Below are 14,665 nucleotides of genomic sequence, written 5' to 3'. Positions count from 1 at the left end.
AATTAACCTTTTACTGCACCGATCGTAATGCCCTGTAGGAAATAACGCTGAAGTGAGAAAAACAGAATGATCATGGGCAGCGCACCTATTGTTGCCCCCGCCATCATTGCGCCGAAGTCGGTTGATTCGGCAAATACAAACGAGGCCAACCCCACCTGAATGGTACGCATCTCGTTGGAATTGGTAATGAGGAACGGCCAGAAGAATTCGTTCCACGAAGCCACAAACGTGAATATCGCCAGCACCGCGATTCCCGGCTTTGCCATCGGCAGAATGACTTTCCAGAAGATGCCGAACTCACTGCATGCATCAATACGAGCCGCATGGATCAGCGATGTGGGCAGCGTAGACATGAACTGCTTCATCAGGAATATATTCCCTACGCTTACGGCAGCAGGCAGAATAATGGCCGTATACGTATCTCCCAGGTCAAACACGTTGACCATCAGAATGTACAAAGGAATCAGCGTCACCTGCGCCGGAATCATCATGGTCCCAAGCAACGTCCAGAATACCGCCTGACTACCCGGAAACTTCAGTTTGGCGAACGCATATCCCGCCAGGGAGGCGAAGAATACATTTGTTACGGTCAGAATGATCGAGATGAGCAGCGAATTGTACAGCCAGCGCCAGGCATCGGTTTTGGCAAAAAAGCGCTCATATGGTGATAACGACAACTGCTCCGGAATCATCTGTGGTTTAAACGAAGCCGACATCGCACTATCCTGCACCGAACCAACGAGCATCCAATACATCGGAATGACCGTCACCAGCGCCCAGACCACCAGCAGAATGGATGCAACAACGAGCAGTATCTTTTTCTGTGTTGATTTCATGGATTTCATTCACCCCCGGATGCTTAATGCAACGTGCCCTAATAGTCCGTGTTTTGAACTACCTCTAATACTCAATATCGCTGGAGAAATATTTGAACTGTATGACGGAGATGACAATGATGATAATCGCCAGTACAAACGACTGAGCCGAAGCCAATCCGAACTCATAGAACTTGAATGCCGTCTCATAGATCAGATAAGCGATTGTAGTTGTCGCAAAGTTTGGTCCACCCTGTGTCATCAGATATACCGAGATAAACACCTGGAAGGATGTAATGACACCCGTGACGAGCAGATACAGCGTCGTTGGTTTGAGCAGCGGCCATGTAATCTTGCTGAACTGGGTCCAGCCGCTGGCATGATCAATATCCGCCGCTTCGTACAGCGATTTCGGAATACCACCCATGGCTGCCAGATACAGAATAATGCCCGCTCCGTGCGATCCAAGCCAGTTCATCAGAATGAGAGAAAAGAGTGCCGTTCCCGACTGGCCCAGCCAGATCACCGGATCCAAGCCGAACAAGCCGATGAAGCGGTTAAGCAGTCCTGAATCCGTCGGGTCAAAGATCGCCAGCCATACAATGGAGATGGTCACCCCGGAGGCTACCGCAGGCAGATACATGGTAGCTTTGAAAAATGTCTGCCATTTACTTTTCATCTGATAGATGAAATAGGACAGTACAAATGTAATGAGAATATTGACCGGGACTGTGCCTACGGTGAAGATGACTGTATTTTTAATCGACTTCCAGAACGTCTCATCCTTCACCAGTCGCTCGTAGTTATCCAACCCTACCCACGTTGAGTTCATAATGTTGTATTTCTGGAAGCTCATCACAAGAGCCGTCAGAACAGGATACAGTGTAAAAATGAGAAACAGCAGGACAGGCGCCAAAATAAACAAATACGCCCACCCGTAGTCTCGCCAAAACCGGGCAACCCGGGAAGTCCGGGGCACTGACGGTTTTGGCGCAAGGGCGGTCTGCATGGCGAATCCTCCTCTCCTAATCAGTGTGGTTTTGCGTTATGTTTGATTGTCCGAGTTATTGTCCAAACATCTGCTGGCCTTTGCTCTTGAAGTCTTCTGCGATCTGCTCTGGTGATTTTTCTCCCGAGAACAGCGCCTGGATGTTTGGCTTCACAACCTGTTCCTTGAATTGTTTTTGCTGGGATGCTTTGTCGATATCCAGTTCCAGTACAACCGGCATCGCAATATTCTCTGCCATGACTTTTGCAGCAGCCAGATTATCCGGTTGACCAAGTTCTTTTCCTTTAAACAGTTCGACCTGGGACTGTCTTACGAATGGAAGCGCCAGTTCATTGGCCGAGTTCCCTGCTTTGGCACCACTAAGCGCCTCCATCACCAGGAACGTATTTTTGGCATGCTGTTCGCCCTTGTCCTTTTTCTGTTTGAAGGCTACATACCCTTCGCCGCCCATCGTTGTTGCTGCAGGTTGATCATCATTATGCGGTACAGGCAACAGGACAAAATCAATCTTCTCTCCCTGCACCTTGCCATCATCGATGTCCTTGTTGCGGTTCTGAATCATCACATCATAATAAGGAATCGCTTTGGAGATAATCGCCGTTTCCCCCGCGTAGAACATATCCGTCCGTTTCGCTGGAGCGAGAGCCGCCGTTTCCTTCGGCATATACCCTTGATCCATCAGGTTTTTGATAAAAGAGAGAGTATCCAGAATGCGCCCATCATTCCATTGGAACGTGCCGTCTTTATCAAGAACATCAATCATCCCATTGTTCCGGGACAGCATTTCAATGAAGTCAAGCGAGGTTCCGTCGGTAACCAGTGCATATTGCTTGGCCCCGCCATCCAGCGTTTTGGTTAGCTTGGCAGCAGCATCGTTGAATTCGGACCAGGTCCAGCCATTTTGCTGAATGGACTTCCAATCAATGCCTGCTTCCTCCAGAATGCGTTTGTTACCACCCCATGCCCATTGGAATTGATACAACGGCAGTCCGTACTGTTTCCCCTGAATCTGGCCTAAATCAAGCGTACCCGGCAGGTAGTCGTCCTTGATCTCAGGTGTCAGGTAGTTGTCCAGCTCAAGTGCCAATCCCGTATTCACATATGTGCCGTCTACACTATGAAAGTAAAGATCCGGCGGGTTGCCCGCGTTCAAAGCGACATCGAATTTTTTGGGCCCTTCCGCCCAGGAGAGCATTTCCGTCTTCACGGTAATGTTCGGGTGTTCTTTATTGAAATCAGAGATTAGATCCTTCAGTTCATCTTCATATGTGCCATGTACAGGATAGGTCCATACCGTTACCGTATCATCGGCATTCGGGTCATCCGAAGCAGCACCTCCGCTATTCCCACAAGCTGTAACCCAGACCATCATCAACAACATTGCCCATACCAGACCCTTCTTTTTCATCCCTTCATCTCCTTAGCATGTCATCATCCGATTCTTTCATTGCCTAACCATGCTACCCCTTTGTGATCATTCGGCCTTCAAACGCAATCCACCTATACACGCGGCAGTAAGGAAAAGCACCTCCCCTGTAGATTGGGCCTGCCAGTCGCAGGCTAAATCTCTTAAATGCAATATTAACGTCAACTTAATTGACATTAACAGTATTAATTCCTTCCAAAATTGTAGATTGAATTCATTATATGAGTTGTAAAATAAAAATTCAACATTATTTTTTATTATAAAATTTAATTTTACTTTTTCTTTTCATGCCACTATACTATGTAAAAAGAAAACCCAAGCAAGCGAGGTGAGCCACTTTGCGAGTATATGTAGGCGTAGATGGAGGCGGTACCAATACTGATGCAGCAATCATTTCTGAATCTGGTGAAATTCTTGCCCGACTCAGCGGCGGTCCCACGAATCCTCACAGCGTATCAACTGAACAAGCCCTTTCCGAACTGCAACGAGTGCTGGAACAGCTATTTAATCTAATAAGTGATTTATCGACAAATTGTGAGGGTATATGCCTTGGGATGTCAGGTGTAGATACGATCCAAGAACGGCAACTTATAGCCAAAGCAGTAAGTAACTATATGAAGAGCCGCAATCAACAGGCATCAGAAGCTTGTCCCGTCTGGGTTGTATCCGAAGGAGAGATTGCTCTGATGGCCTCTCTCGGACATACTCACGGTGTATTGTGTATCTCTGGAACAGGGTCCATCGTGTACGGATTTACGCGGGAAGGCGAGCGATACCGTGCAGGAGGCTGGGGTCATCTGCTCGGAGATGAGGGGAGCGGCTATCGTATTGGGCAGCGTGCACTCCAAGTGGTTATGCAGAGTTATGACGGTATTCTTCCTCCCACCCGTTTAACCCCGCTTCTTCTAAAGAATCTGAACCTTCGGGATATATCAGAGCTAAAGACGCGGGTGTATCAGACGGATTGGGGCAAAACCGAGACCGCATCCATCGCCCGCTTAGCTATAGAAGCAGCTGAACTCGGAGATGAGGCCGCCCGGGCACTGATCATCGACGAAGCCTCACAATTGGCGGATACCGCTAAGGCGCTGGTTGCCCGTCATCCCGAATTTGCATCCACTCCGGTTGTCCTGTCCGGATCACTGTTTCGATACGCTGCACTTTTCCGAAATACATTTATTCAGAAGTTATCAGGATATTATGGAGAGTTGGACTTTGTATATCGTGAAGATGCCCCCGCTCCAGCGGTTGGCGCAGCACAACTGGCAAGAAAACGCCGTTCCTTGAATGAATCATTTTAAAATAGAGAAGGAGGCCATACGGATGAATCACATGCTGAATTCACTACTAACAGAACAACCCAATCCACTATCGGATCATATAGATGAATTGCCTTCGGTAGAAATTATGGAGCTCATTAATAAGGAAGATCAACGGATTGCGGAGCTCATTCAGCCCCTCATTCCGGTCATTGCCCAAGCTGCGGATCGGATCTTGAAGGCGTTTCAGTCTGGTGGGAGGCTATTTTATGTAGGCGCAGGTACCAGTGGACGATTAGGAATACTTGACGCTTCGGAATGCCCGCCTACCTACGGAACCCCGCCATCCATGGTGCAGGGTATAATTGCAGGGGGATTCCGGGCAGTGAAGGACCCGGTTGAAGGTGCTGAAGATAATGAGGAGTTGGGAGCTGCGGACCTTGATGAACATGGCTTAGACAAAAACGATGTTGTGGTTGGCATTGCAGCCAGTGGACGAACGCCGTATGTGCTGGGTGCGATGAGGCACGCCAAGGAGATCGGGGCTACGGTGATCAGCCTGAGCAATAATGCAGGCACGCCGATGACCCTGTTGGCTGATGTGAGCATTGAGGCTGTTGTCGGCCCAGAGGTTGTCATGGGTTCAACACGTATGAAGGCAGGCAGCGCACAGAAAATGATTTTGAACATGCTCACCACTACCGCCATGATTCGTCTGGGCAAGGTTTACCGTAATTTCATGGTTGATCTGAACCCTTCGAATGAGAAGCTTGTCCATCGGGCCAAACGCATGATCCATCTGGCAACCGGAGCAAATGAAGCGGATATTGAAGAGGCTTTTACCGGTGCAGACGGTCATGTAAAAACGGCAATCGTCATGCTGATGGCAGGTGTGGACGCAACGGAAGCCCAACACAGGCTTGATCTGGCTGACGGATTTGTCCGCAGCGCCATTGCGGGGCCTTCCTGAGCCGTACAGGGGTATTATTAGAGGTTGAAAGGGAGGAGCCCGACATTAGTCCATTAGTCTGGGCTCTTTTTTTTATTTTTTTATACTAAAAGCGGATATAATCCGTCAAAAAATCCCCTCCTGCATAAACAGAAAGGGATTCATATGGTTCTACTTCACTTGTGCTCCAGAATAGCCTGTCGGCTCTTCTCCAAATACTCCACCGACTGGTTGTAATCCCGACTGGCAATCGCCAGATACAAAATATCGATCACGTTCAGTTGTGCAATCCGTGACGAAGTTGCTCCGCTTCGAATATCACTTTCGGTGGAAGTAATCATCAGGGGCACATCTGCCATACTACTGAGTGTATTGCTGCCCCACTTGGTAATGCTGATTGTCGCTGCACCACCATCATGAGCATGCTTGAGACAGGAGATTACGTTCGACGTCTCCCCTGAATACGAGATACATACCACCGCATCATCTTCACGAAGCGTCGTTGCGGACGAAATCTGCATATGCGGATCGGCGAACGAAAAGCTTGTGCGATTGATTCGCATGAACTTGTAATGTGCATCCAGCGCAATCAGATTGGAGGCCCCTACTCCATAGAAAAAGATCCGGTTTGCCTGATGAAGCACGTCCACGGCTTTTTCCACCAGACGTGGGTCCAGAATATGAACCGTATCCTTCACCGACTGAATATTGTTTGCGGACACATGCTGAATAATGCTCTCCATGGAGTCCTGGGGACGAATCTCCGTATATTGATATGGCTCACTCGTCTGCAAATCTCCGGCAATCTTCAGCTTCAGCTCCTGAAAACCCGTTACACCCAGTGATTTGCAGAGACGGATAATGGCAGCTGGGCTGCCTCCACTCCGTTCAGACAACTGGGCCACCGAGGATTGAACAGTTTCTTGCGGGTGATCGAGAATATAAGCTCCGATCTTCCGTTCGGACGGGGTCAAGTCATCCATTAATGCGCGTAAACGTACAAGTCCACCTTTCATGCCTTCCATTCGCTCCTCCTTTCCGTACTGCATTCATGTACAAGCATTTTATCTTATAATTCCACTCGCGTCTAATCGAATTCCTCGCCCTTCCATAACTGAACTCCAATTAAAGTCATAACTCACTAGAGTGTGAGATTGCCTGAGATTACGGCGTGTTTCGCGCCGGTTACTGCCGGGAGTGTATTGGTTCTTCCCATAAGTGCCTCATGGCCAAGTAGAGCAAATCCAATGGCTTCCCGAGCATCATCGGGTATGCCATAATCTGCTGTTCGTTCTAAACGGATATCCTCAGGTAGTCTCTGACGGATCATCTCCATTAACGTGGCATTGGAAGTGCCACCACCGCACGCGAGCATGGCCGATATTTGCACCTTGGGCAGGATAAAATCCTTCACTGCACGCACGATAGTTTCCGCGGTCAGACAGGTGGCAGTAGCCAGCGTATCTTCAAGAGATAAGGAACGCTTTGCGGCCATCTCCATCAGTCTCACTGCATACGCGGCTCCATATACTTCTCGCCCGGTACTTTTCGGTGGAAGTCTTTTGAAATACTCATCCTCCAAACACAGGTCTACCAGACCCTGATCGACCTTCCCCTGTGCGGCAATACTTCCATTCGGATCATAATGCTGCCGCCCATCCGTTGCCTGACGCACAATGGCGTCCATCACCATATTACCCGGTCCCGTATCAAATGCCGAAATACCTTCGGTAGATGACTCGGAGGGAAGCACCGTCACATTGCCAATGCCACCGATATTCTGCACCAGCCGCCCTTCCGTCGGGCTTCGGAACATCAGAGCATCCGCATAAGGCGTAAGCGGGGCACCTTCCCCACCAGCCGCCATATCCCTTGCTCGCAAGTTTCCAATCACTGGCAGTCCAGTCCGTTCTCGAACGACAGCACATTCACCGATCTGCAATGTCGATACCACATCAATACTTGCTCCCGTTGGCCCTGGAAATGCAGATGCTACAGGAGCATGCCATACCGTCTGTCCATGCATGCTGATCACATCCACCTGCTGCGTTGAAATACCGGCAGACTGCATCAGTTCCGTAACACTATGCGCATACCACTCCGATATACCAAAATGCGCGGCTGTCAGCTCGTCGACACGCGCCGTCCCCGGTGAACATAACCGGATCAGTACGTCTCTCAATCCATTCGAATAAGGCACACAGACAAAATCAACCAGCTCGATCTGCTGTAATGCCCCGCTCATATCGGTTTGAATACGCACTAGTGCCGCATCTGTTCCATCAAGTGACGTTCCTGACATTAGTCCGATGACCAGATGCTCCTGCTTCAAACGATACTTCTCCCACATCGGATAGCTGCCTGTATTCATCCACTTCCAACCTCCTGCAAGACTCGATGAACACGTCATCCTGCCATAATTTCACCCAGTATATGATATTAAATTTCACAAGTCAAACATTATATGAAATTTAATTACATCATTAAAAATAAAAAGAGAGAGATTCACCCCATTTGCGATCACACATCATGTTTTCATCCATCAATTGATAATTAGATATCAGAAGAGAAACATTTTTACATTTTTACCGTTTATATTATGTAGGGATATTTTGGAAAGTTAGATATAGATCTAATACTAGTCGAGGTGGATAATGAAGAAAACCATTTTACTACTGTTTTTGAGTCTATTCTTACTCGTTTTGCTCCCTAATCAGGGAAATGCCGCTGCAAGCACGTCGAAAATCTTTATGGATGGAGAGGAATTAGTCCTCCCAAGTGATGTACAGGTGACGATTATCAATAAAAACGTGATGATCCCGATTCGTGTCGTTGCCGAAAATTTGAAATTCAAAGTCGATTGGAACCAACAAGCACGCACTGTAAAAATTCAGCAAGATCAACAGACGATCTCCCTAACCGTCGATCAAAAGCAAGCCATGGTTGCTGACAAACAAGTCACTTTGAACACAGCACCGCAGATTTTGAATAAAACGCTGGTGGTTCCCATTCGATTTGTCAGTGAACAAATGGGGCTTAAGGTAAGATGGAACAATCAAGACAAGATCGTATACTTAACAAACACCAGCAAGGGACCTGCTATCGAACCAGGCAACAGTTCTGGAAAAGGGGATTCAAGCTCTACCGCTCAGGTTACCGATATCCAATTTGCCAACAATCAGCTCGTTTTATCCACCGATGGGGCCGTTCAGCCGGTAGTAACAACCCTCAAATACCCTGATCGTTTGGTTGTGGACTTGCCCGGAGCCACCTTTGGTGATATCTCCCAACCGCTGGATCAAGGGTTCAATGGCAAGCTGGATGTGAGTGGTTATCCCAATGTAACGGAAGTGAGATATTCGCTTTTCAAACGAGATCCGGCGCAAGTTCGAATTGTTGTAGAATTGAATAATGTGAAGGATGTCCAGTACAGCCACAATGTGATTGCCGACAAACTGATTATTGATCTGAATGTTGCGGGTGACAATGTCACACCTGCTCCAGTCACTCCAGTAGGCGACTCAGGACGCAAGGTTGTGGTCATCGATCCAGGACACGGTGGCAGTGATCCAGGGACGATTAGCATCACGAACAAACCCGAGAAGGAATACAATCTGGCATTAGCTCACAAAGTACAAGCCCTGTTGCTCAATGAACCCAATATCGAATTGGTGATGACTCGTGAAGGTGATACTTATCCAACTCGCCCTGAGCGTGTTCAACTCGCCAATCAATTAAATGCGGATGTATTCGTATCTATCCACGGCAATAGTGTGAAGTCTGCCCCCCAAGCCACAGGTACGGAGACATACTACTATCAACGCAGTAATAGCAAAGAATTAGCCACTATCATTCATCAACGTTTGGTGGAAGCCATGGGTCTCAGAGATCGTGGTGTGAAAAATGGCAACTTGGAAGTAATCCGAGACACGACCATGCCTGCAGTGCTTTTGGAAGTGGGATTCTTGAGTAATGTACTCGACGAAGAACTGATGTCGTCCGAAGTTGTTCAGACGAAAGCCGCTCAAGCGATAGCCGATGGAATCAAGGAGTATTTGGGCCTGTAAATCATCAAATAAATCAGATAAAGGAAGTGTTTCTTTGAATAAGAAGCTAGGTTGGGCACTTATATTATCATGCTTGATCCTTATCGGAGTTGGATGTGCCCAGAAGCCAGTGAGCCAATCCGGTTCGAATGAACCTGCTGTTCAGGGAGGACAGGTGCAGGCACCAAACCCATCCGAAACGGAGTTGGATCTGGGCACAATGAATACACAAGTTGTCGATGTATATTTGGCAGACTCTCAGGTACTTGAGCTAGAGAAAACAGAGCAGGAAATTGAGTACAAGGATGACTCCGAAAAATATGAAAAAACATTTGTAGCGTTGCAAACGAACAACGATTCAAAGCTTGTTTCCCTCTGGGAGCAGGTGGAATTGCTCTCTATCCAATATGCTGAGGGTACAGTGACTTTGGATGTTCATATCCCCGCTGAAGCCAATCTCGGTACCAGCGGAGAATTGCTCGCATTGGAAGCTTTAACAACAACGATGTTTCAATTTGATGAAGTGAACAGCCTGGATATACTGGTGGATGGTGAAGCCGTTGATAGTTTGATGGGTCATGCCGAACTGGAGCACCCCATTCATCGCGAACCCTAAATGATCAGACAACAATGGAAAAAGAACGTCCTCAGGGACGTTCCAATCTGACGCATCAATTCGATTCATGCACAATTCACACATATAGCTCGTCACCAGCAGACAGTGAATGTATAACTGTTCCCGGTGACGGGCTATTTCTGAGCAAACCTTCTCTTAATCGGTCCGTCTCTGCCCGGCCAGCATGCACAAGAACCGTATGCCTTGCTGGAACCTGATGCAGCATCCGTTCAACATCCTTCCAGCCCTGATGAACTTTATAACGTATTTTCCGCACCTCACATGCTCCATACTTGTCAGGAACCCGTAGCAGCTTATCAGCAAATGTACCATGAGCAACATGCCCGGTGAGCAGAATCAGATTCTCCTCCTTGTCCGATAATTGACTATAGTACCAACGGGCAAGCGAGGACTGCATCATACCGTCCGGAATAAACCATAGCGAAGCAGCATGATGTTCCAACAGTTGTTCCCGCTCTTGGGTGGTTGTAGGCAGCTCCCATCCTCGTCCGGTCAGAAAGCCATCAATTTTGTCTTTCAACGAACTTCCAATGACATGCTCTCCCTTCTCCCTCAACCAATACGGAACATGCATAAGCTGCTTCATCCCTTCCACCAGCCCTTGTTCCACTACGATTGGGATAGCCGGGAATTGTTGCTGTGCCCACAGTATGATCTCCTGTCCACGCCCTACGACAGGCATAGGTAAGAGCACCTTTCCACCTTGAGCAATCGTCTGGCGAATGGCTCGTTCAAGCTGTTCCAGTTTGTCAGCCTGTGCATCTTGGTCCGTACCGTAGGCCGCATCAATGATCGCCAGATCTACCAGCCCGACGGAAGATATTGGCGCAGCGTCTGCTACGTTTGCTCTGCCTGCTCTGACTGCTCCAGCTGCTACGTTGGATGTGAAATTCCCCTGCTTCATGGGTATCTCCATGGATACAAGTGTTCTTGACGACGCTTCTGATGCAACAGATGTCTGATCTTGTGACGTTATGAATTCTCCAGCCTTTTGCCCACTGTTTATAACGATTAGTTGCTCCGTACCCCACCGCTCGCTGCTCGGAGCATCGGACACAGGATTCTCACGAAGCATGCTTTTCTGCCAGAACGCCTCCGCTGGACAATCCTCCTGTAAAAGCATCGACTCGGACGTGTAGTCCCCGGAATAGAAAATCCGCTTAGCTTCCACTTCAAGCCCAAACCACACGGATCCAGCCAGATGTCCACTCCGGCCCCACATCACTTTTACTTCGGGAATGGGTTCGAACCAGTTTTGGGATACAACCTCATCTTCCAGATACCGATAACGAATAGCTTGCTCATCTGCTTCATCGTAAGGGAGTTTCTCTCCGACACGTTCTGCAAACCTTCGCCAGTTGGCAAAATATGTACGCAGCTGCGCCCTCGTCTCTCTCGTCGTCCACACTTCACCCTGGTAGCCCATCTTATACAGCAAAGGGATGGCGACCGAATGATCCTCATGGGCGTGGGACAACAGGACTGCGTCCAGTTGCGGGACAATCTCCGGTTCAATCAGCGGATACTCGCCCGTACCTTCTTTTTTCACACCGCAATCCAGCAAAAGACGAACATTGCTCCCACTCAGGAGATAGGCGGAACGTCCATGTTCCCCTGCACCGCCCCATATGTTCAGTTTGATCATGATGCATTCCACTTTCTCTTTGAATTCAGCAGTTCGATTCCAAGCAGCATCAGCACCGTCATACCTACAGTCACCACGGCCATCGCCATTCCCAGTGATACCTGACCTTGTTCAAACTGGGCAAAAATATACGTAGCCGACGTCTGCATCGACGGCGGAAGAATCAATAACGAACCTACCAGCTCCCGGGTAGCAATCGTAAAGGTCATCATCCAACCCGCCAGCATGCCGGGCAGGATCAGCGGGATCAGGATTCGCCGCAGAATATACAGCGGCTTCCCGCCAAATACTTGCCCAGCCTGGAACAACGTTCCGTCAATCTGGGTAAAGCTCGATTTTACATACTGCACGGTGTAAGGCAAGAAGAGCACAACGTACGTGAGCACAACCATGCCGTAGGTGTTATACAACGTGACTGGCATCCAGGGTGAGTTCCAGAACAGAATCAGACCCACGACCATCACGATACCCGGCACCGTATTAGGCAATAGACTGAACAAGTCAATCACACGCTGCATGAATGAAGATGATCGGCCGATCGCCAGTGCAAACCCCGTACCGATAATAACAGCGACCGTTGAAGCCGCGAGGGATAATCCCAGACTGTTCCCGATGGCCTTCATACTCACCGATCCCCAAGATAACAGCTCTTTGTAATGATCCAAAGTCAGATTATCAAAAGCAATTCCCGATCCCCGTAACTTCATGGTCGAAGCGGCGATGATGGAGAAATACGGGATACCTATCGACAGGATCAACAGGATTGCAAGATACACCCCGCACAACCATCCTGCTCCGCCACGAAGAGAATATCGCTTCGAACGTTGCCCTTTGCCACCCACCAGACGATACGTGAACTTCCGGCTCATGGCAGACTGCATGTACCACATCACCAGACAGACGGACAACAGCACCGATGCCAGCGAAGTCGCCTTGCCGAAGTCAATCGGCCAACTGGAGATGTACTTATGAATTTCGGAGGTCATGACATAATAGCCAATCTTGCGCCCGAAGGTTGCCGGTGTTCCGAATTCCGCAATCGTTTTGACAAAGACCAGCATGATTCCCATGCCGTAAGACGACAACAACAGGGGTAAAATAATACGTCTGAAACGATACCCCGCACGTGCACCGTGCACAGCTCCCGCTTCTTCCAGATTGCCACCGATTCGGATCAATGCATCCCGAAGCAGCAGATACAGGAATGGGAACAGGTGCAAGCTCATAATGAGCACCATGCCCCAGAAGCTGAAGAACAGCTCACTCCAGCCCGCAGATGATGGCACCCATTGCTGAAGGTATCCCCCTTTTTGCATAAACAGAATCCAGCCCATCGAGCCGATATACGGCGGGGTCATGAACGGAATCATCAGGATCACATCCACCCAGCGATGCTCGCCCATTCGGGTCTTCGCCATCATCCAGGCCAGCGGTAGCGCCAGCAGCGTGGTTACCGCTACAACGCAGATACCAAGCCAGACGGAGTTCAGCAATACACCTGATAGATGATGACCTGTAATCGTGCGAATCGGAGCCATCCAATCCCACTGCCCGTCCGGATACACACTTTGCCAGAAGATCAGCAAGAGCGGCATGCCAATACTTATGGTCAGCAGAAAGAGGGCCAGAATCACGCCCACTCTCCGAAAAATTCGGTTGTTGTCTATTACAACAGGTTTCACTACGTTCACCTCACATGACTTTCCACAGACAGCAGGTATTCCTTTTGCCTAATTGTCTCTATACTTGTTCTTCTTACTTAAAAGTCTCTGAAAAACGCGCTGCTGTCTCTTCGCCATGTTCGCTCATCCAGTTCCAATCCACTTTAAGCTGTGGAATATCCTTCACATTGGCACGGTTAGTCGCTTCAATGTCTTCGCGGCCTGGGATCAAATAGGCATCTGCAACGAGCTTCTGTGCTTCATCGGACAACAAGTAGTCAATGAACGCTTTGGCATTCTCTACATTTGGGCTGGATTTCAGAATCGCTGCCGGTCTTGGGCTGATTACCGTGCCTTCCTCAGGATATACGATATCCAGTGGTTCGCCTTTTGCCTTGGAGGAATACGCCATGTAGTCCACACCTGCCGCTACGATGCTTTTAGCACCCGTAATGACCGGATCCAATGCTTCCTGATTGGCGCCTGCCATCGCTACACCATTGGCTTTATAGGCACTCAGCAGATTCCATCCTTTTTCACCATTCGCACTCAGGTACCCTGTGATGAAGTCGAGTGCTGAACCTGATAATGTAGGGTCGGGAATGTTTACTGCATCTTTCCATGCAGGCGTAGCAAGCTCTGCCCAACTTGTTGGTGGTGTAGATACCAGTTTGGTGTTATACACAATACCCAGTGCGGAAGCACTGCTACTGAAATAGTTGCCCTCTGCATCCGACCAATCCTTGTTCAGCTTGTCTGCATTGGCTGCGTCCGGGTAAGGCATAGTCAGTCCATCGGCTTTCAGAGCCTGTGCAGAAGGTAAAGAGGCCAGGATCACAACGTCTGCAACCGGATTGGATTTCTCTGCTTCCATACGAGCCAGAATTTTGCCTGTTGTTCCCTGGAACATCTCAACTTCGATCCCTGTTTTGTCTGTAAATCCGCTCACGATATTATCCGCCAGCTTCTGTGGGCCAGCACTGTACAATACCAACTTGCCGCCAGCCGGTTTCGTTGTTTCCGCCGCCGCTGCTGTGTTTCCTTCACCTGCAGGTTGTGCCGCGTTACCTGTAGTTGAGTTCCCTGTGCTACATCCGAACAAACTGATACTCATTACCGCTGTTAATAACAGCATTGCGCTCTTTTTCCGTGTTTTCATACCCAACATATTCGTCCATCTCCCCTGGTTTCTTATAAAATGTGTACTTCTGCTTCCAA

At 48.8% G+C, this 14,665-nt stretch carries 12 protein-coding genes; 4 read left to right on the top strand and 8 right to left on the bottom strand.

All coding sequences use genetic code 11. From position 1 onward, the window contains the following. Positions 1-2 precede the first annotated feature (2 nt). From MKY66_RS01850 to MKY66_RS01840, 3 genes are all read right to left on the bottom strand, one after another. The gene (locus MKY66_RS01850; protein WP_017691096.1) at positions 3-836 is read right to left on the bottom strand and encodes a carbohydrate ABC transporter permease; all 834 of its coding nucleotides are present in this window, start codon (positions 834-836) and stop codon (positions 3-5) included. Between the two features lie 64 nt (positions 837-900). Next, positions 901-1,824 (bottom strand): sugar ABC transporter permease, encoded by a 924-nt coding sequence (locus MKY66_RS01845; protein ID WP_076216583.1) that lies wholly within the window; start codon positions 1,822-1,824, stop codon positions 901-903. Positions 1,825-1,879: 55 nt separating this feature from the next. Then, a complete protein-coding gene (locus tag MKY66_RS01840) occupies positions 1,880-3,232 on the bottom strand; it encodes an extracellular solute-binding protein (RefSeq protein WP_076216585.1) in 1,353 nt (450 codons plus the stop codon). 356 nt (positions 3,233-3,588) lie between these two features. On the opposite strand from MKY66_RS01840, the gene MKY66_RS01835 reads away from it, so the two are divergent. Together MKY66_RS01835 and murQ are read left to right on the top strand one after the other, a co-directional pair. Further along, positions 3,589-4,551 (top strand): BadF/BadG/BcrA/BcrD ATPase family protein, encoded by a 963-nt coding sequence (locus tag MKY66_RS01835; RefSeq protein ID WP_076216587.1) that lies wholly within the window; start codon positions 3,589-3,591, stop codon positions 4,549-4,551. Positions 4,552-4,573: 22 nt separating this feature from the next. Then, positions 4,574-5,479 carry an N-acetylmuramic acid 6-phosphate etherase gene (gene murQ / locus MKY66_RS01830; RefSeq protein WP_076216589.1) on the top strand — a complete coding sequence of 302 codons (906 nt, stop codon included), beginning with the start codon at positions 4,574-4,576 and terminating at the stop codon, positions 5,477-5,479. Between the two features lie 155 nt (positions 5,480-5,634). Here the strand turns inward: murQ and MKY66_RS01825 are convergent, their stop codons facing one another. Both MKY66_RS01825 and MKY66_RS01820 read right to left on the bottom strand, forming a co-directional pair. After that, entirely contained in the window at positions 5,635-6,474 is an 840-nt protein-coding gene (locus tag MKY66_RS01825; protein ID WP_036616797.1) for a MurR/RpiR family transcriptional regulator, read from the bottom strand. Between the two features lie 125 nt (positions 6,475-6,599). Further along, complete coding sequence (locus MKY66_RS01820) at positions 6,600-7,829, bottom strand: anhydro-N-acetylmuramic acid kinase (RefSeq protein WP_076216591.1); 1,230 nt, start codon at positions 7,827-7,829, stop codon at positions 6,600-6,602. 283 nt (positions 7,830-8,112) lie between these two features. Between MKY66_RS01820 and MKY66_RS01815 the strand changes: the two genes are divergently transcribed. Continuing rightward, positions 8,113-9,525 (top strand): N-acetylmuramoyl-L-alanine amidase family protein, encoded by a 1,413-nt coding sequence (locus MKY66_RS01815; RefSeq protein ID WP_076216593.1) that lies wholly within the window; start codon positions 8,113-8,115, stop codon positions 9,523-9,525. A 34-nt stretch (positions 9,526-9,559) separates the two neighbouring features. Then, on the top strand, positions 9,560-10,120 hold the full coding sequence (locus tag MKY66_RS01810; protein ID WP_076216594.1) for a GerMN domain-containing protein: 561 nt from the start codon (positions 9,560-9,562) through the stop codon (positions 10,118-10,120). 76 nt (positions 10,121-10,196) lie between these two features. Here the strand turns inward: MKY66_RS01810 and MKY66_RS01805 are convergent, their stop codons facing one another. The 3 genes from MKY66_RS01805 to MKY66_RS01795 all read right to left on the bottom strand — a co-directional run bounded on the left by MKY66_RS01805 (position 10,197) and on the right by MKY66_RS01795 (position 14,615). Continuing rightward, complete coding sequence (locus tag MKY66_RS01805; protein ID WP_256704354.1) at positions 10,197-11,786, bottom strand: MBL fold metallo-hydrolase; 1,590 nt, start codon at positions 11,784-11,786, stop codon at positions 10,197-10,199. After that, complete coding sequence (locus MKY66_RS01800; RefSeq protein ID WP_256704357.1) at positions 11,783-13,381, bottom strand: iron ABC transporter permease; 1,599 nt, start codon at positions 13,379-13,381, stop codon at positions 11,783-11,785. The genes MKY66_RS01805 and MKY66_RS01800 overlap by 4 nt, the downstream gene beginning before the upstream one ends. Before the next feature lie 160 nt (positions 13,382-13,541). Further along, entirely contained in the window at positions 13,542-14,615 is a 1,074-nt protein-coding gene (locus MKY66_RS01795; protein WP_076216598.1) for an ABC transporter substrate-binding protein, read from the bottom strand. Positions 14,616-14,665 lie beyond the last annotated feature (50 nt).

It is taken from the genome of Paenibacillus sp. FSL R5-0766 (assembly GCF_037971845.1).
GTDB lineage: Bacteria > Bacillota > Bacilli > Paenibacillales > Paenibacillaceae > Paenibacillus.
Note: the sequence above shows the minus strand (reverse complement) of the source record. Positions and strands in the feature narration are given on the sequence as shown.